This window comes from Paenarthrobacter sp. TAF1 (assembly GCF_052113825.1).
GTDB classification, from domain to species: domain Bacteria; phylum Actinomycetota; class Actinomycetes; order Actinomycetales; family Micrococcaceae; genus Arthrobacter; species Arthrobacter nicotinovorans.
Window position 1 is genome coordinate 310033 of the sequence record NZ_JBFRDO010000005.1, and the last position, 18182, is coordinate 328214.

At 63.5% G+C, this 18182-nt stretch carries 17 protein-coding genes and 1 pseudogene; 7 read left to right on the forward strand and 11 right to left on the reverse strand.

From position 1 onward, the window contains the following. Positions 1-52: 52 nt before the first annotated feature. The 6 genes from AB4Y81_RS09585 to AB4Y81_RS09610 form a co-directional block, all read right to left on the reverse strand. Complete coding sequence (locus AB4Y81_RS09585; RefSeq protein ID WP_018777260.1) at positions 53-1159, reverse strand: BMP family lipoprotein; 1107 nt, start codon at positions 1157-1159, stop codon at positions 53-55. 243 nt (positions 1160-1402) lie between these two features. Next, positions 1403-2425 (reverse strand): NADP-dependent oxidoreductase, encoded by a 1023-nt coding sequence (locus tag AB4Y81_RS09590; RefSeq protein ID WP_441995723.1) that lies wholly within the window; start codon positions 2423-2425, stop codon positions 1403-1405. Then, entirely contained in the window at positions 2422-2853 is a 432-nt protein-coding gene (locus AB4Y81_RS09595; RefSeq protein ID WP_018777258.1) for an organic hydroperoxide resistance protein, read from the reverse strand. Before AB4Y81_RS09595 ends, AB4Y81_RS09590 begins: the two co-directional genes overlap by 4 nt. A 65-nt stretch (positions 2854-2918) precedes the next feature. Continuing rightward, a complete protein-coding gene (locus AB4Y81_RS09600; RefSeq protein ID WP_018777257.1) occupies positions 2919-3353 on the reverse strand; it encodes a MarR family winged helix-turn-helix transcriptional regulator in 435 nt (144 codons plus the stop codon). A 121-nt stretch (positions 3354-3474) separates the two neighbouring features. After that, positions 3475-4680, reverse strand: coding sequence for an amidohydrolase (locus AB4Y81_RS09605; RefSeq protein WP_018777256.1), 1206 nt, complete (start codon positions 4678-4680; stop codon positions 3475-3477). Positions 4681-4789: 109 nt separating this feature from the next. After that, positions 4790-5887 (reverse strand): mannose-1-phosphate guanylyltransferase, encoded by a 1098-nt coding sequence (locus tag AB4Y81_RS09610; protein ID WP_018777255.1) that lies wholly within the window; start codon positions 5885-5887, stop codon positions 4790-4792. Between the two features lie 289 nt (positions 5888-6176). On the opposite strand from AB4Y81_RS09610, the gene sdhC reads away from it, so the two are divergent. From sdhC to AB4Y81_RS09635, 5 genes are all read left to right on the forward strand, one after another. After that, positions 6177-6557, forward strand: a complete 381-nt coding sequence (gene sdhC, locus AB4Y81_RS09615; RefSeq protein WP_018777254.1) for a succinate dehydrogenase, cytochrome b556 subunit — start codon at positions 6177-6179, stop codon at positions 6555-6557. Between the two features lie 3 nt (positions 6558-6560). After that, complete coding sequence (locus AB4Y81_RS09620) at positions 6561-7022, forward strand: succinate dehydrogenase hydrophobic membrane anchor subunit (protein ID WP_017197835.1); 462 nt, start codon at positions 6561-6563, stop codon at positions 7020-7022. Between the two features lie 100 nt (positions 7023-7122). Next, entirely contained in the window at positions 7123-8922 is a 1800-nt protein-coding gene (gene sdhA, locus AB4Y81_RS09625) for a succinate dehydrogenase flavoprotein subunit (protein WP_018777253.1), read from the forward strand. Next, positions 8922-9704 carry a succinate dehydrogenase iron-sulfur subunit gene (locus AB4Y81_RS09630; RefSeq protein WP_018777252.1) on the forward strand — a complete coding sequence of 261 codons (783 nt, stop codon included), beginning with the start codon at positions 8922-8924 and terminating at the stop codon, positions 9702-9704. The genes sdhA and AB4Y81_RS09630 overlap by 1 nt, the downstream gene beginning before the upstream one ends. A 115-nt stretch (positions 9705-9819) precedes the next feature. Continuing rightward, on the forward strand, positions 9820-10587 hold the full coding sequence (locus AB4Y81_RS09635; RefSeq protein WP_018777251.1) for an alpha/beta hydrolase family protein: 768 nt from the start codon (positions 9820-9822) through the stop codon (positions 10585-10587). Positions 10588-10659: 72 nt separating this feature from the next. Here the strand turns inward: AB4Y81_RS09635 and AB4Y81_RS09640 are convergent, their stop codons facing one another. After that, entirely contained in the window at positions 10660-11961 is a 1302-nt protein-coding gene (locus tag AB4Y81_RS09640) for an ABC transporter substrate-binding protein (RefSeq protein WP_018777250.1), read from the reverse strand. Positions 11962-12070: 109 nt separating this feature from the next. Between AB4Y81_RS09640 and AB4Y81_RS09645 the strand changes: the two are divergent. Continuing rightward, positions 12071-12886 (forward strand): annotated as a pseudogene (locus AB4Y81_RS09645) (glycoside hydrolase family 43 protein); the annotation flags it as partial. A 105-nt stretch (positions 12887-12991) separates the two neighbouring features. After that, positions 12992-15187 carry a hypothetical protein gene (locus AB4Y81_RS09650; protein WP_441995793.1) on the forward strand — a complete coding sequence of 732 codons (2196 nt, stop codon included), beginning with the start codon at positions 12992-12994 and terminating at the stop codon, positions 15185-15187. A 16-nt stretch (positions 15188-15203) separates the two neighbouring features. On the opposite strand, the gene AB4Y81_RS09655 is transcribed toward AB4Y81_RS09650, so the two are convergent. Genes AB4Y81_RS09655 through trpS form a run of 4 tightly spaced genes read right to left on the reverse strand, consistent with a single transcriptional unit; the run spans position 15204 to position 18178 of the window. Beyond that, the gene (locus AB4Y81_RS09655) at positions 15204-15356 is read right to left on the reverse strand and encodes a hypothetical protein (RefSeq protein WP_018777248.1); all 153 of its coding nucleotides are present in this window, start codon (positions 15354-15356) and stop codon (positions 15204-15206) included. A gap of 18 nt (positions 15357-15374) precedes the next feature. Next, on the reverse strand, positions 15375-16460 hold the full coding sequence (locus AB4Y81_RS09660; RefSeq protein ID WP_018777247.1) for a YihY/virulence factor BrkB family protein: 1086 nt from the start codon (positions 16458-16460) through the stop codon (positions 15375-15377). Further along, positions 16387-17064, reverse strand: coding sequence for a 2'-5' RNA ligase family protein (locus AB4Y81_RS09665; RefSeq protein ID WP_018777246.1), 678 nt, complete (start codon positions 17062-17064; stop codon positions 16387-16389). Before AB4Y81_RS09665 ends, AB4Y81_RS09660 begins: the two co-directional genes overlap by 74 nt. A gap of 4 nt (positions 17065-17068) precedes the next feature. Next, entirely contained in the window at positions 17069-18178 is a 1110-nt protein-coding gene (gene trpS, locus AB4Y81_RS09670) for a tryptophan--tRNA ligase (RefSeq protein ID WP_039240278.1), read from the reverse strand. Between the last annotated feature and the right edge of the window lie 4 nt (positions 18179-18182).

Consider the following 18182-nt stretch of genomic DNA (forward strand, 5'->3'; position numbering starts at 1 on the left):
AAACGCGCCGCCAGTACCGGGGCTCGGTACTGGCGGCGCGTCCAGGAATTGCTTACTTCTTGGGGCTTGCCTTCGATTCGACCACGAGCTTGCCGGAGACGATATCCGCCTTCAGAGCGTCAAGTTCGGACTTGGTTTCTGCAGAAACAGCCGAGTCGAGATCGTGGAACGGGGCAATGGCCACGCCGTCGTTCTCCAACGTGCCAACGTAGGCTTTGTTGCTGAACTTGCCGTCCTTGTCGTCCTTCACCACGGTTTCGACGGCCTCGCCCATCTGCTTGACCACGGAGGTCAGCATGAGGTCCTTGTATTCGGGAGCCGTCAGGTAGCCGTCGGAGTCAACCCAGATCAGCTTGACGTCCTTACCGGCGGCTTTGGCTTCCTTAAGCGCGGCACCGGCACCCTTGCCAACCGGACCGGCGACGGGCATGACGATGTCCGCGCCCTGGTCCAGGAGGTTGATGGTGACCTGCTTGCCGGTGTCCTGCTTCTCGAAGTCGCCGGTGAAGGAGCCGTCCTGGGTGTTCTTGTCCCAGCCGACAACCTGGACGTTCTTGTTCTTGGCCTTGTTGTAGGCCTGGACGCCGTCGTAGAAACCATCCATGAAGATCGTCACCGTGGGGATCTTGATGCCGCCGAAGGTTCCCACCTTGCCGGTCTTGGTGGTTGCAGCAGCGGCGTAGCCCGCAAGGTATGCAGCCTGGGCGGTGTCGTAGACGACGGGCTTGACGTTGGCGATCGGGGCGTCGTACGCGAAGTCGATGATCGCGAAGTGCTTGTCGGTGTTCTTTTCGGCAGCGGCCTTGGTGGCGTCGCCCAGGAGGAAGCCCACCGTGACAGTCAGGTTGCAGCCTGCGGAGACCATGCCGTTGAGGTTGGTCTCAAAGTCGCTGTTCGCCTTGGATTCGGCCGACTTGGTCTGGATGCCCAGATCTGCTTCGGCCTTCTTCAGTCCCTCGAAGGAGGACTGGTTGAACGACTGGTCGTCGAATCCGCCGGAGTCGGAAACGATGCATCCGAGGAAGTCGCTCTTGGTGGCGGCGCCGGATCCGGCGTCGGGGGCCTGGCCACAGCCGGTCAGCAGGAGCGCTGCTGCGCCGACGGTTGCAACACCGGCCATTGAACCGCGCTTCAGGGTGGCACGCAGTGGTTTCTTCAATTTTCCTCCAGGAAGAAAGTGATTGGCGCTACGACGGATGGTCAATGAGTGTCCGTTTCCTATACCTGAGGCAGAAATTCTGTTTTCACTGATGCTCGCAGCTGCGCCGAAGCGCATTGATGACACCACCCTAGTGGCCTGGAACACACCCGGATAGCACAAAGGCGGCCTGCCGCTCAGATTGTTGACTTTTTGTTACCAAGCAGTAGCCGGGTGTGCAAGTCACACCCGGCTACTGTCGCATCACAAGCGGACGAGCATCTTTCCTGTGTTGGCTCCATCCAGCAAATCAATGAACGCCTGGGGCGCATTTTCCAAGCCGTCAACGATCGTCTCGTCGTAGCTGATGGTGCCGTCGGCAAGCCATCCGGCCATCTTTTGGGCAAACTCGGCAGCATGCTGGCGCTGCCCGCCGACGAGGAACCCGCGAAGGGTCAGCTGCTTGCCGATCGCCACTGCCATGTTCCGCGGCGCTGCCGGAGGTTCGGTGGAGTTGTACTGGGCGATCGCACCGCACATTGCCACGCGTCCGCCTACCGTGAGCGTTGCCAGGGCGGCCTCGAGGTGCTCCCCGCCAACGTTGTCGAAGTACACATCGATGCCGCGCTCCCCTGCAGCTTCCTGGAGCTGCTCGAGGACGGGACCATCGTTGTAGTTGAACGCGGAGTCGAAGCCCAGTTCCAGCAGCCGTGCGACCTTTTCCGGCGAACCGGCGCTGCCGATGACCTTGGAGGCGCCCATGGCCTTGGCAATCTGGCCCACCATGGAACCGACGGCACCGGCCGCTCCGGAGACGAGCACGACGTCGCCCTCTTTGAACTCGGCAACCTTCAGCAGGCCGGCATAGGCCGTGAGGCCGGTCATGCCCAGCGCGCCGAGGAAGGCCGAGGTGGGAGCGAGTCCGCCCGGCACCGGCGTGGTGGCCGCAGCGTCAACCACCGCGTGTTCGCGCCACCCCAGTTGATGCACGACGACGTCACCCACCTTGTGCGCGTCCGAACGGGACGCGATCACCTCGCCTACGGCACCGCCGTCGAGCGCTGCATCGAGGCGGAACGGTGCCGAGTACGACTTGACGTCGTTCATCCGGCCGCGCATGTAAGGATCCACGGACATGAACTGGTTCTTCACCAGGAGCTGGCCTTCAGCGAGCTCCGGCAGTTCAGCCTGTGCCAGACGGAAGTTCTCCGGCGCCGGACGGCCGACGGGGCGGGAGGCAAGGTGGATTTCGCGGGTCTGCACCGGGGTGCCTGCTACGGCGCTCATGCTGCGAACTCCACGAGCTTGAGGTCAACGTTCATGTTGCCGCGGGTGGCGTTGGAGTAGGGGCAGATCTGGTGCGCCTTGGCCATCAGGGCTTCGGCGGTTTCGCGGTCCAGGGCAGGCAAGGCGATCTCGAGTTCGGCAGCGAGGCCGTAGCCTTCGCTGTCGGTCAGCGCGCCAAAGTGGATCTTCGCCGCAACGGCGGAGTCGCTGACGTCGGCACGCTCCTTGCGGCCAACCAGCCGCAGCGCCGAGTGGAAGCAGGCTGCATAGCCGGCTGCGAAAAGCTGCTCGGGGTTGGTTCCCTGGCCGTTGCCACCGAGTTCCACCGGGCTGGCGAGGGCTACATCCAGCTTGCCGTCCTTGGTGCGGGCGTTGCCGTCACGGCCTTCGCCGGAGGCAAGCGCCTCCGCTGTGTAGAGAGTCTTCATGGTGTTTCCGTTTCTCTTCGGGAATGGGATGGCTTGGAAAAATTCAGAGTGAGCTGTTCAGGGCCTCAAAGTGAGCTGTTCAGGGCTGCGGTGAGCTTGCCGAGAGTTGCGTGGAGCTGCTCGATTTCGGCTGCGGAGAGTCCGGCAGCGTCGGCCAACCGTTGGGGCACCGCCTGGGCCTTGGCGCTCAGCGCTGTTCCGGCGGCGGTCAGGACCACATCCACGCGGCGTTCGTCCTCGGCGGAGCGTTTCCGCTCAACGAGCCCCAGGCCTTCAAGCCGTTTTAGCAACGGCGACAATGTTCCGGAGTCCAGCCCCAGTTCGGCACCGAGTTCCCGGACACTTCGCGGCTCCTGCTCCCACAACACCAGCATCACCAGGTACTGCGGGTAGGTCAGGCCGAGGTCGTCGAGGACGGGGCGGTAGACCGCCGTCGCGGCCTTTGATGCCGAGTACAGCGCAAAGCAGACCTGGTGGCGGAGGCGGGGTGCATCACTCATGGATAAAACGATAGTGCACAATTCAATTGTGCACAACTCAATTGGAGGCAGGCTGCCCAAGCAAGGGACAGCGAATGCTCCAAAGAGGGCTCAACGGGACATCTGCTGTCCCCCGGTTGGACTACTGGGGAAGGTCGCGGATGGTACGGAGTGCAGCCGCAGTGAGGACGCGGACAGCGTAGCCAAGGGCGCGCTCATCAACGATGAAGTCGCCGCGGTGAAGATCGTATTCCTCGCCGCCGGGGGTGTGCGTACCCAGGCGCATCATGGCGCCGGGCAGGTCCGCCAGGAACCACGCAAAGTCTTCGCCGCCCATGGACTGCGGGGTGAGCACAACAGCGTTCTCCCCCAGTTCCGCGCGGGCAGAGGCTTCGATGAGGGCCGTCTCATGCTCGGAGTTCACCACGGGAGGCACGCCGCGGGTGTGCTCCAGGTGCACGTCCACGCCGTAGGGCGCAGCGACCTGCCTGACGACGTCGTCCAGCAACTCGCCCGCACTGTGCCAGGCATCGCGGTCCAGGCAACGCATGGTGCCGGCCATGTAGCCCGTACCGGGAATGGCGTTCGGCGCCGAACCTGCCGAAATCTGTCCCCACACCACGGAGACGCCACTGCGGACGTCCACCCGGCGGGACAGCACTGCGGGAACATTCACCGCTATCTGGGCCAACGCGAACACCAGGTCCTCGGTCAGGTGCGGCCTGGAGGTGTGTCCGCCGCGGCCGGAGAGCTCGATTTTGATGGTGTCCGACGCTGACGTGATGGCGCCGATGCGCGTGCCGATCTGGCCCACGTTGATCCTCGGGTCGCAGTGCAGTGCCAGGATGCGCGGCACGCCCTCAAGCACCCCCTGCTCGATGCAGGACAACGCGCCGCCTGGCATCGTTTCCTCGGCGGGCTGGAAAATGATCCGCACAGTGCCGCCCAGCGGGTTGTTCTTGTGCATCCGCTGGAGTGTCAGGGCAATGCCCAGCATCGCAGTGGTGTGGACATCATGTCCGCAGGCATGCGTCACGCCGTGGTTCTTGGAGGCGAACGGCAGGCCGGTTTCCTCGATGATCGGCAAAGCGTCAATGTCCCCGCGAAGAGCCGTGGCGATGGGACCCTCCCCCACGTCGACGGTGAGCCCGGTTCCTTCGAGCCGGCGCGGCTTGAGTCCGGCTGCTTCGAGCCGCTCCACCAGTTTGTCCGTGGTGCGGAATTCCTTGAACGACAGTTCCGGGTGCGCATGGAGGTCCCGGCGGAACTCAATGAGCCCGGGGAGCAGCTCATCAACCCAGGGACTCACAACGGGGGCGGGCTCGGTTTCAGTCGTGTAATTGCGCACGTCACAACTCTAGCCATCCGGGGCTCCTGAAGACCGAAAGCCACCTCTTGGTTACGCCGCGTTCAGACGCAGGACAAGCAAAGAGGTGGCTCACGGTATAAGGCTCGGGCTACAGGACGTCCGTGTCGCCGCTGGCTTTCAGGGCGTCAACGGTGCCTTTCACCAGTTGGGCATGCTCTTTCGTGGTGACCAGCAGGGCATCCGGGGTGTCCACGATGACCACGTCTTTGATACCGATCAGGGCGATCACACGCTTGGTGTCCGAGACCACCACACCGCTGGCATCCTCCGCGAACACGCGTGCGCCCTCGCCGAGAACCGTCACTTCGTCGACGTCGCCGGCGTTGTTCAGGCGACCGATCGCGGCAAAGTCGCCAACGTCGTCCCAGCGGAAGGTGCCAGGCACGACGGCGACGTCGCCGGCTGCCGCTGCGGGCTCGGCTACTGCATAGTCAATCGCAATCTTGGGCAGGGTGGGCCACACACGGGCGGTAACCTCAGCCCGCTGCGGGGTGTCCCAGGCCTCGGCGATCTCCTGGAGGCCGGCGAAGAGTACGGGCTGGTTGGCTTCAAGGTGCTTGAGCATCAACGCGACGGGAGCCACGAACATGCCCGCGTTCCAAACGTAGTCGCCTGCTTCGACGTACTTGTTGGCAACTTCCTGGCTGGGCTTCTCCACGAATTCGGCCACCGCCAGCGCGTTCGGAGCGCCGTCAACGTTGAGCGCAGCGCCCGAACGGATGTAGCCGAAGCCCGTGGAGGCGTGGGTGGGCTTGATGCCGATGGTGACAATCTTGCCCGTGGCTGCGGTGTAGATCGCCTCCCGGACAGTCTCCTGGAACAGGTCGTCGGGGCTGATCACGTGGTCAGCGGCGAAGGACCCCATGATGGTCTCCGGATCGCGGCGGTAAAGGATGGCAGCGGCCAGACCGATCGCCGCACCTGAATCCTTGGGCTCGCTTTCGAGCACCAATTCGTCGTCCCCAACTTCCGGGAGCTGGCGGCAGACAGCCGCACGGTGGGCCTCGCCCGTCACTACCAGTACGCGTTCGCCGGCCAGTGGCTCCAGGCGGTCGTAGGTAGCCCTCAACAAGGTGCTGCCGGACCCGGTCAGGTCGTGCAGGAACTTAGGCGCGGCGGCACGCGAGAGCGGCCATAGCCGGGTCCCCACACCGCCCGCCGGAATAACCGCATGGAAGCGGTTCATGGGCGATTCCGGGTATTTCGCGTCTTCTGTACTCACCGCAACACTTTATCCGACGCAAGCGGTAAGCTCCGCAGAACGCCACGCATGTGGCGTTCGTCTCAGACAGTATCCAAAATCGCCTGAATCCGGGCAGGAAACATGGAATTAACACGCAGAGAAGCCCGTCCTAAATTGAATATGCTCTGAGCGAAGCCTAGATTTAGGCGTGAGCTACGAGTGCTCTCGCAGCAGGCGTTCCCCCCGCGTGGATCCCATGCCAGCGCCGCTGTGTTGCAGGAAGGTTTAATCAGTGCCGACAAAACCAGCTGGCACCTTGTACCGCGGCCGTGAAGGCATGTGGTCCTGGGTTGGACATCGTATTACCGGTGTAGTGATCTTTTTCTTCTTGTTGGTCCATGTGTTGGACACCTCATTGGTGCGCGTGTCCCCTGAGGCCTACACGGCCGTCATTGGTGCTTACAAGAACCCCCTCATGGCCCTGGGGGAAACGGGCCTGGTCGCCGCAATCATCTTCCACGCCTTCAATGGCCTGCGTGTGATCGCGATCGACTTCTGGAAGAAGGGCGCAAAGTACCAGCGCCAGATGCTCTGGGTCGTGCTTGCGCTGTGGCTGGTCACGTTCGCCGGCTTCGCCATCCGCCACCTTTCCCTCGCGCTGGGAGGCCACTAAGCCATGACAACCATCGAATCTCCGCGCAGCGGAAAGATCGCCCCGAAGTACAACCGCACCGGCTCCAGCCGTGGCAACTTCGAGATGATCGCCTGGCTCTTCATGCGCCTCTCCGGCATCGTCCTGGTGGTGCTGATCTTCGGCCACCTCTTCGTTAACCTGCTGGTAGGCGAAGGCATCCACGCCATCGATTTCGGTTTCGTCGCCGGCAAGTGGGCCGATCCCTTCTGGCAGTTCTGGGACCTGGCCATGCTGTGGCTTGCCATGCTGCACGGCACCAACGGTGTCCGCACCATCATCAACGACTACGCCGAGAAGGATTCCACGCGCTTCTGGCTCAAGATGGTTCTCTACGCAGCCACGCTGGTCATCATCATCCTCGGCACCCTGGTGATCTTCACGTTCAACCCGTGCCCCGTCGTCGACGGCGTTCAGCTTCCTGGCGGATTCTGCCCGGCCCCGTAGCGGCCCGTGCCGCATTGGCGTGGCCGGCTTGCCGGCCCGCCTGACGTAGCGGAGCAGCCTCCGCCGACCATCTGAATTTTTGAAAGAGAGAGCATCTGGTATGCAGGTCCATAAGTACGACGTCGTCATTGTCGGTGCAGGTGGCGCCGGCATGCGCGCCGCGATCGAGTCCGGTCAGCGTGCACGCACAGCGGTACTGACCAAGCTCTACCCCACCCGCTCGCACACCGGTGCGGCCCAGGGTGGTATGTGCGCAGCACTGGCCAACGTCGAAGAAGACAACTGGGAATGGCACACCTTCGACACCATCAAGGGTGGCGACTACCTGGTTGACCAGGACGCAGCCGAGGTCATGGCGAAGGAAGCCATTGACGCCGTGCTGGACCTGGAAAAGATGGGTCTGCCATTCAACCGCACGCCTGAAGGGCGCATCGACCAGCGCCGCTTCGGTGGCCACACCCGTGACCACGGCAAGGCTCCTGTCCGTCGCGCTTGCTATGCAGCCGACCGCACGGGCCACATGATCCTGCAGACCCTGTACCAAAACTGCGTCAAGCACAACGTTGAGTTCTACAACGAGTACTACGTCCTTGACCTGCTGATCGTCGAGGAAGACGCCGTCCGCGAAGACGGCACGCCGTACAAGCAGAAGCGTGTCGCCGGTGTGGTCTCCTACGACCTCGCCTCGGGCGAGCTGCACGTCTTCCAGGCCAAGTCAGTCGTGTTCGCCTCCGGTGGCGCGGGCAAGGTCTTCAAGACCACATCCAACGCCCACACCCTCACGGGCGACGGCATGGGCATCGCCTTCCGCCGCGGCATTCCGCTGGAAGACATGGAGTTCTTCCAGTTCCACCCGACAGGTCTTGCAGGCCTGGGCATCCTCCTCACCGAAGGTGCACGCGGTGAAGGTGCCATCCTGCGTAACTCGGAAGGTGAGCGCTTCATGGAGCGCTACGCCCCCACCATCAAGGACCTCGCTCCCCGTGACATCGTGGCCCGCGCCATGGCCAACGAGGTGCGTGAGGGCCGCGGTTGTGGTCCGAACAAGGACTACGTCCTCCTGGACCTGACCCACCTCGAGCCGGCCCACATCGAAGCCAAGCTCCCGGACATCACGGAGTTCGCCCGCACCTACCTGGGTGTGGAACCGTTCACCGATCCCGTCCCCGTGTTCCCCACAGCGCACTACGCCATGGGCGGCATTCCCACCAACATCACCACCGAGGTACTCCAGGACAACGACACGATCGTTCCCGGACTGTACGCCGCCGGTGAGGTTGCCTGTGTTTCCGTGCACGGCTCCAACCGCCTTGGCACCAACTCGCTCCTGGACATCAATGTCTTCGGCAAGCGTGCAGGCATTGCAGCTGCCGAGTACTCCAAGACGGCCGACTTCGTCGAGCTGCCCGAGGACCCCGAAGCAATGACCCGCGGCATCCTGGATGGCCTGCTCAGCGGCACCGGCACCGAGCGTGTTGCCCAGATCCGCAAGGAACTGCAGGACACCATGGACGCCAACATGCAGGTGTTCCGTACCAAGGAATCCCTGGAGCAGGTCCTTCGTGACATCGCATCCTTCGAAGAGCGGTACAAGAACGTCACCGTCCAGGACAAGGGCAAGCGCTTCAACTTGGACCTCCTGGAAGCAGTGGAGCTGGGCTTCCTGCTGGACATGGCCAAGGTCATGACCGTCGGTGCTCTGCACCGTGAAGAGTCCCGCGGTGGCCACTACCGCGAGGACTTCCCGGACCGCGACGACGAGAAGTTCATGAAGCACTCCATGGCTTACCTGGACACGTCCGTCACTGCCGCCTCCTCGGCGGAATCCGTTGCGGGCATCCGTCTGGAGACGAAGCCCGTGATCTTCACCCGTTACGAGCCGATGGAGCGTAAGTACTAATGACGACCGAAATGGCAGAGCCCGCATCAAAGATCGAGCTTCCGGCGAGTGTTGCCGGCGACGGTGAAATTCCCACGTTCCACATCACGCTCCGCGTGCGCCGCTACGACCCCGAGATCTCGGAAGAAGCGCGCTGGGACGACTACAAGCTGACCATGTACGGCACGGACCGTGTGCTGGACGCCCTGCACAAGGTCAAGTGGGAAATCGACGGCAGCGTCTCCTTCCGTCGCTCCTGCGCCCACGGCGTCTGTGGATCCGACGCCATGCGCATCAACGGCCGCAACCGCCTCGCCTGCAAGACGCTGCTGAAGGACCTGGACACGTCCAAGCCCATCACCGTCGAGCCGATCAAGGGCCTCCCGGTGGAGAAGGACCTGATCGTGGACATGGAACCCTTCTTCCAGTCCTTCCGCGAGGTCATGCCCTTCCTGATCAACAAGGGCCACGAGCCCACCAAGGAGCGCCTGCAGTCCGTTGAGGACCGTGAGCGTTTTGACGACACCACCAAGTGCATCCTCTGCGCAGCCTGCACCTCGTCCTGCCCGGTCTTCTGGACCGATGGCCAGTACTTCGGCCCGGCAGCAATCGTCAACGCACACCGCTTCATCTTCGATTCCCGTGATGACGCCGGCGACATGCGCCTTGAGATCCTCAACGACAAAGAAGGCGTGTGGCGCTGCCGTACCACCTTCAACTGCTCGGAAGCATGCCCCCGCGGCATCCAGGTGACCAAGGCAATCGCTGAGGTCAAGCAAGCCATCCTGGCCCGCAAGATCTAACCAGCCGTTCCTCGAAGAACAGCACGTCGACGGCGCCGCTCACCTCTGCAGGTGAGGGGCGCCGTCGTCGTTAATCAACTCCCGCAACCACACATCGCAACGCAAGGAGACCAGCGTGTCACGCTCTGAGAAGATCACCTTCACGGGAAGCACCGGCGATACGCTGGCCGGAATTGTGGACGTGCCCGAGGGACCGGTCCGCGGCTGGGGCCTCTACTCGCATGGTCTTACCCTGGGTAAGGACAGCCCGGCCGCTTCACGGATCTGCAAGGGCCTGGCTGAGCAGGGAGTAGGGATGCTCCGGTTCGACAACCTCGGACTTGGCGGCTCGGGTGGCGAATGGTCCGCCGGCTCGTTCAGCGTCAAGGTGGCCGACACAATCCTGGCCGCAGCCTTCATGCGTGAGCAGGGACGCGCGATTTCCCTGCTGGTGGGTCATTCCTTCGGTGGCGCAGCCGTCCTCGCCGCTGCCCGCGACATCCCCGGCCTCAACGCTGTCGTGACCGTGGCGGCGCCTTACGAGCCCAAGCACGTGGAGCACATGTTCGACACCGAGATTGACTCCATCCTGCGCGACGGCAGCGCCGTGGTTGACCTGGGAGGGCGTCCAATGGAGGTTCGCCGCCACTTTGTGGAGGACGTCGAAAGCGCTGACCTGCGCGACTGCATCCGGACGCTCCACAAGCCGCTGATGGTGATGCACTCCCCCACGGACAATACGGTGGGTATCGACAACGCCAGCGAGATCTTCCAAACCGCCCGGCACCCTCGGAGTTTCATCTCCCTGGAGGGCAGCGAGCACCTCCTCACGGGGAAGGGCCAGGCTGCGCGCGTGGCGCGGATCATCGGCGCGTGGGCCGACCCCTACCTGGAAGTCTCCTAAAGCAACGCGGGGTCACTTGTGGCCCATGTTCCACCCCTGGACGGGCCAAAAGTGACCCCGCGTTGCTCCTGGCTACTTGCCGATGGCCGCTTTGCTCTCGCTGAGCCACTGCTCGGCAGCCTTCTCAGGAGTCAGGCGCTTGAACAGGACATCGGTGTTGATGCGCGCAGTGATCTCCGAAACCGCCGTGGAACCGGTGGGGCCGATGAACGTCGGCGCGAAGTCCATCTTGCCGATCTGGTCGATGTAGGCGGCCTCAACCTTGCCTTGGGGAGTGAGCAGGTCCTGGATGGCCGTGCGCATGCCCGGGTTGCTGGGCACCCCGCGGTCGCTCTGGATGATCTTGGCGGCGGCCTCGTTGTTGACCAGGAAGCTCACCAGTTTGGCGGCGGCATCAGTGTGCTTGCTGCGGGCCGAAATCGTGTAGAACTGCGAAGACTGGAGCCAGATGCCCGGGGTGGGAGTTTCGCCCGGGAGCTTGAGCAGCTTCAGCTCCGCGCCGGAAGCCTTGCTCAGTGCTGAAAGGGAGTTGCTCCAGGTAAGCATCATGCCAGCCTGCCCCATGCCCATCAGCGTCTGCTCCGTGCTGACATTGAGCTTCTCCACGGTCTCCGACGCGCTGGGGGCCGCGCCGGATTCGCTGAGCTTCAGCGAGAAGTCGAAGTAGTCCTGCACAGTGTCCTTGTCGAGCCCCAGCTGGCCATCCTGGGTGTACAGGGACTTGCCGCGTTGACGGGCGAAGGCGTCCAGGGAGTCGTGCGTGAGGACGGTGGCCGTGCCGTACGTTCCCTTGGGACTCTTGGCCGTCACTTCCGAGGCGGTCTTGGCGAAGTCGTCCCAGGACCAGCTGCTGTCATCCGGGACGGCTACGCCGGCTGCCTGGAAGACAGCAGGATTCACTACAACCGCCAGCGCGTTGGCACCTGTGGAGACGCCATACTGCTTGCCCTGGACCTGGCCGTTTTCCAGGGCGCCCTGGTCCAGCTTCGACAGATCCAGCGAGCCTTGGACTTTTGACAGATCCAGGAGAGCACCCCGGTTGGCGTATTCGGCCGGGTAGGCACCACCCATGGTGATCACATCGGGAGCATCGTTGGCAGCCACTTGCGTGGCCAGTTTGTCGAAGTAGCCACTGATGTCGCCGTATTCGGGCTTGACCTTGATATTGGGGTTGGCGGCCTCGAATTCCTGGATTGCCTTGTTGGTCAGTTCGGCGCGGGACGCATTGCCCCACCACGAAAAGCGGATCTCCACGGGCCCGTCTTCGGGCTGGTTTGATGAGGGGCTGGAGCAGGCCGCGGTCAGGCCCAGCATGCCCACGGCCGTCACGAAGGCCAGGGATTTGCGAATACTTCGGAGGGATTTACGCGTCATTGGGTAAGCTTCTTTCAACCTTGAGAAAACGGTTCCTGAAACGTATCAAGGCGGTGTATATTCGTCAATAGTTTTGAGCTTGAACTATTCACCCCCAGAGGAGCCCGCCGTGTCACAGCCCTTGGAACAGATTCAGATCCGGGATCCCTATGTCCTGACGTTGCCCGGCTCGCAGGAGTATCTGCTCTTCGGCAGCACGGACCGGAACATCTGGTCCGGACCAGCTACCGGGTTCGACTGTTACCGAAGCAGCAACCTCGTGGACTGGGAGGGCCCGTACCCGGCTTTCCGTCCTGCTCCGGACTTCTGGAGCAAGGAGCAGTACTGGGCGCCGGAAGTCCATGAGTACAAGGGCCGCTTCTTCATGTTCGCCACCTTCACCGCTCCGGGTCACACCCGTGGGACCCAAATACTTTCAGCTGCGGCCCCGCACGGACCCTATGAACCATGGAGCGACGGCCCCGTCACGCCCCGGGATTGGGAGTGCCTCGACGGGACGCTTCATCTTGATGACGACGGCGTCCCCTGGATGGTTTTCTGCCACGAATGGAAGCAGGTCAACGACGGCGGGATGGTCGCCCAACGCCTCAGTCCGGACCTGCGTACATCCGAGGGAGAACCGGTGGTGCTGTTCACCGCCTCCGGGGCTCCATGGTCGCGAGCCTTGGAGCAGGCATCCGGCGCAGCCAAGGAAGGCCCCGTGTACGTCACCGACGGTCCGTTCCTCCACAGGCTCGCCACCGGCAAGCTCATCATGTTGTGGTCCAGCTTTGCCCACAACGGATATGCCATGGGCATCGCGCACAGCGAATCCGGGACCGTCCTTGGCCCCTGGATCCAGGAGGTGGAACCCCTGTGGAGCACCGACGGCGGCCACGGCATGATCGGCCGGAAACTGGACGGCAGCCTGTTCCTGACATTGCACCAGCCCAACAAGAGCCCCCACGAACGGGCGGCGTTCTTCCCGCTGCGGGAACTTGAAGACACTGTCGTGCTGGAGCCGGCGGGTGGGCCGCACTCCCCCGGCGGTATCGACCGGAAATCACTCGTGCGGCGCCATAACGTCCACCAACAGGAACTGGATTCCCGGAGCCCCGTATCCGTGGGCAACGGCGAATTTGCCTTCACCATGGACCTCACCGGTTTCCAGACGCTGCCAGATGCCTACCCGGTTGCTTCCCGCGATAACCTTCCGGCAGGCACACTACTGGGCACGCAATCGCAGTGGGGCTGGCACACCATTCCGCCGGCGGAACCCTACGACCTCGCCGGGTCCACCGTCCTCTACGATTCGCCGCGCGGGCCCGTCCCTTACGTCGACATGGTGGGCGACATCGTCAACGACCGCGAGACCAACACATCCGCAGCCGAAGATTGGCTCCGTGCCAACTCCCACAGGCTCGATCTGGGCCGCGTCAGCCTCCGCTGGCTCGAGAACGGTGTGGAGCGCGAGGTACAGCCCGGGGAACTCACGCGTACCGTGCAGACGCTGGACCTGTGGACCGGAGTGGTCACCAGCCGCTTCTTCCTCGCCGGGCACCCCGTCAAGGTCACGACGGCGTGCCACCCGGACCGCGACGAGCTCGGCTTCCGTGTGGAGTCGCCTGCCCTCGGGGCCGGTTTGGTGGTGGGCGTCGCCTTCCCTTACGGCTCGGGTGCATGGCATGACGCGGCCGATTGGAACAACCCGGGGGCACACCGGACCGTCCTGGCTGGTGGGACGCCATCCGATCTACATGCTGGTTCCACTGTGTGGACGGCTGACCGGGAGCTGGACGAATCGCGCTACCAGGTCCTGATCACCGGCCCGGACCTCACCGTGGAGCAAACGGAAGAGCACCGGCTGCGTGTGCTCCCGGGAAGTCCAGCCCACCCCGTCACCAACGGCGTCCTCGACTTCAGCATCTCCTTCCGCTCTTCCGGCGACGGCGACTGCCTTCCGCGGGGTGACCACAGCTCCGGTGACCGTGCGCCGGACCAGGGCGGCGCCACCACGGCACGTACCGGCGTCGTGCTTTCTCCGGGCAGCAGCGTTGCCGCGGCCTCCTCGGCCCATTGGCCCGGGTTCTGGTCCACGGGAGGTGCCGTGGAACTCCATGCCACGGAGGATCCACGGGCCAAGGAGCTGGAACGCAGGATCGTGCTGTCCCAGTACCTGACGGCGATCAACTGTTCAGGTTCGCTGCCGCCGCAGGAGACGGGACTCGTCTGTAATTCCTGGCGCGGCCGCTTCCACCTGGAAATGCACTGGTGGCATGCGGCGCATTTCGCACACTGGAACCGGGTGGAGCTGCTTCTGCCTTCCCTGCGCTGGTACGCAAGCATCCTGGAGGTGTCGCGGCAAACGGCCAAGGCACAAGGATTCGACGGCGTCCGCTGGCCCAAGCAGGTAGGTCCGGACGGGCGGGAGAGCCCCAGCCCGATCGGCACCTTCCTGATCTGGCAGCAGCCGCATCCGATCTACCTTGCCGAACTGGTGTACCGGGCCAATCCCAGCCGTGATGTGCTGGAGGAGTTCGCGGAGATCGTGTTCGAGTCGGCCGCGTTCATGGCCGGCTTTGCACACCCGACCCAGCGGGGCTTCGAGCTGGGTCCACCCCTGATCCCGGCACAGGAGAGTTACGGCTCCATCAGGGCATCGGTCACCAATCCAACTTTTGAGCTGGCGTACTGGCGATGGGGCCTGGAAACAGCTGCTGCCTGGCGCGAACGGCTGGGATTGGACCCTGTGGAGGAATGGTCCGTCGTAGCGAAGGCGATGGTGGCGCCAAGGGTGGTGGACGGCGTCTACGCAGCCATCGACGTGGAACCCTTCACCATCCGCACAGACCACCCGTCAATGCTGTGCGCACTGGGTGTCCTCCCCCGGACCGAGCTGATCGATCCTGACATCATGCGGGCCACCTTGAAGGACGTGCTGGCGGATTGGGACTGGGCGAGTACCTGGGGGTGGGACTATCCAGTGATGGCGATGACCGCTGCGCGCTTGGGAGATCCCGAGGCCGCGGTGGAGGCGCTGCTGTTTGATGCGGGAAAGAACACCGTGCTTCCCAACGGCCACAACCGCCAGACTGATTCGTTGCCGCTGTACTTGCCGGGCAACGGCGGTCTCCTGGCCGCTGTGGCACTGATGGCGGCCGGCTGGGACAACGGACCCGAGCGGAACGCTCCCGGGTTCCCCGAAGACTGGACCGTGACGTGGGAAGGGCTGGTGCAATCGCCCTAGCTGGAGGGCACTGCTCCTAACCGCGGCGGGGGCCCACTGCTGCGCCCACGAGCGCTCCGAGGCCAACGCCGATCAGGATGCCCAGGAAAGGCGAATTGAAGATCAGCTGCCCTGTTATCAAGCCCGCGGCAGCGCCCAGGAGGCAGGCGATCCACAGCTGATTGTTCATTGCGCCTCCACTGGATGCTCAGGTGCGCGGTGCTACGCGACGCGAACCGAGGACTTTCTTGCGCGGGGTCTCCCCCGATGCGAGGTCGGCCTCGCGGATGGCTGACCAGGACGCTGAGACGAGGTAGACCTGGCTCACCAGGTTGAACCAGATCAGCAGGCCGATGATGATGGCGAACGAAGCCAGGACAGGGTTGTTGCCGGAGCGGGCCAGAAGTTCCGTACTGAAGAATTGCAGAACCGTTGTCCCGACGCCGGCCAGCACCACGCCTTCGAGGAACGCCCGGCGCGTCAACGCCAGGCTGCCGGCGACGCGGAACAGGACGGCCGCCGTCGCGCAGTTCAGAAGGAGGGGGACGACGATCTTGACGACCGCCGCGATGGGGGCCGCGACGGTTTCGTCGAGCTTCAGGAGGTCGAAGAACCAGTCGGCCGCGGTGCCGAAAATCAGGGATGCCCCGGCGCTGACCACCAGGATCACGCCAAGGAGCAGCAGGGTTCCGGCGTCGATGAGTTTTTGAAGGATGGCGTTGCGGACCAAGGGGCCCAAACCCATGACTCCGCGCAACCCCTCCCTGACGCTTGCTATCCAACCCAGCGACGTGAAGATCGTGACGGCGGCGGCGATGACCGCGGTCCAGCCCAGGCCGGAGGGGTTCAGCAGGGATTGTGGATCCACCAAGCCCTCACCGCCATTGACCTGAAGCAAGCCGGGCGCCGCGGATGCAACGCTGCCGATCACGGCGTCCTCCAGAACCGGATTTCCGCCCAGGACAATGCCTGCGACGGCAAAGCCCGTGGTGAGCAAACCTGTCACCGAGAAGAACATGTTGAAACCGATGCCCGCACTCAACAGGGGGCCGTGCTGTCGGGTGTAGTGCTGGAAGGAGCGCATGACGCGATTGGTGTTCAGCCGCGCCATGAACAACGCAAAGAAGGCGCCGGCCTTCTTCAGTGCGCCGTCGCCGGCACGCTTGGCATGGCCCCAGTCCTGCCGCTTCCGGAGCAGCTCAAGCTTGAGCTTTGCCAGCTCAGTTGGCAGTGGAGGAGTGTCCGCCTCCGTGGCCTGAATCCGCTTGCTGTTCTTCGTCAGTATCGCCGCCAAAGTCGAGCTCTTCCCGTAGCTGCCATATTCCGTTGGTGTCGTGCTCGTAAAGTCCCATGCTAACCACAGGGAAGGTGGCCCGGTAATCTCTGAGGACCGTTTCGGCCTCATCAAGATTTTCCTGGGCGACATCGTGAGCCACAGTGACGTGCGGGTGATAGGGGAAGGGCAGCCGCCGCTCGAGGGGACCGGTTTGAAGTTTCTCGTGCAACTGCACGCATTCTTCAAAGCCCTGTTCGACGTTGACGAACACTACCGGCGACACCGGACGGAACGAACCAGTGCCGGAAATCGTAATGTGGAACGGCTCCTGTGTGCGGGCTACTTCCCTGACGTGTTCGCGGGTGGCGTCCCAGTCCTGGGTGGGGGTGGTGGTGATCAAGGTGATGTGGGCCGGGATGACTTCGGCCATGGGATCGCCGAAGGAAGCCCGCCATTCCTGGAGTTCGCGGGCTATCTCCGGGGGGAAGCCAAGGATCACTCCAACACACATGGCGTCACCGGCGCCGCAGTCGGCGCCGGTGACAGCAGGCTGGCGAGAGTCGTCAGGACCAACACCCTTACGGGTGTCGGTCTTGACGTTGAGCTGGCCAGCAGAGCACATGGAGTTAGCGGACCCCTTGCTCACCGTTGGCAGTCCCGCGGTACGGCAGGAAGCCGACCTTGGAGTAGACGTCAGTCAGGGTGGCTGAGGCGATTTCCCGTGCCTTGTCCGCACCGTGTGCCAGGAGCCGGTCCAGTTCCGCGGGATCGGCCAGGAGTTCGTTGGCGCGTTCACGGATGGGAGCGAGGTGCCCCGAGACCAGTTCCGCGAGGTCGACCTTCAGGTGGCCGTACATCTTGCCCTGGTAGTCGGCCACGATCTTCTCCACCGGCGTACCACTGATGGCCGAGTAGATGGTCAGCAGGTTGGAAACGCCGGGCTTGTTCTCGCGGTCATAGCGGATCTCGGTTTCGGTGTCCGTGACGGCGGATTTGATCCGCTTGGCCACGGTCTTGGGGTCGTCCAGCAGGTTAATGAGTCCCGCCGGTGATTCCGCGGACTTGGACATCTTGGCCGTGGGGTTCTGGAGATCGTAGATCTTGGCCGATTCCTTCTGGATGAAGGCCTCGGGGACCTGGAACGTTTCCCCGAACCGGCTGTTGAAGCGGTTGGCGAGGTCGCGGCTGAGTTCCACGTGCTGGCGCTGGTCTTCGCCCACCGGTACGCCGTGCGGCTGGTACAGGAGGATGTCGGCCGCCTGCAGGATGGGGTAGGTGAACAGGCCGACACTGGCGTGGTCTGATCCCTGCTTCTGGGCTTTGTCCTTGAACTGGGTCATCCGGGCGGCCTCGCCCATGCCCGTGATGCAGTTCAGGACCCATGCCAGCTGCGCATGCTCGGGTACCTGTGACTGGACGAACAAGGTGCACTTGTCCACGTCCACGCCACCGGCGATGTACTGGGCGGCAGTAACCCGGGTGCGTCGTGCGAGTTCCGCAGGATCCTGGGGCACGGTGATGGCGTGCAGGTCCGGGATGAAGAAGACGGCGTCGTACTCATCCTGCATGCGGACCCAGTTGACCAAGGCGCCGAGATAATTGCCCAGGTGCAGGGAGTCCGCGGAGGGCTGCATGCCGGACAGGACACGGTGCTTGGCGCCGACTGCCGGTTTGGTGGACGTGGCGGCTTCCGGTGCGGCCACCGGATCGGTTTCAGTCGTGGTGGAACTTGTCATGGAG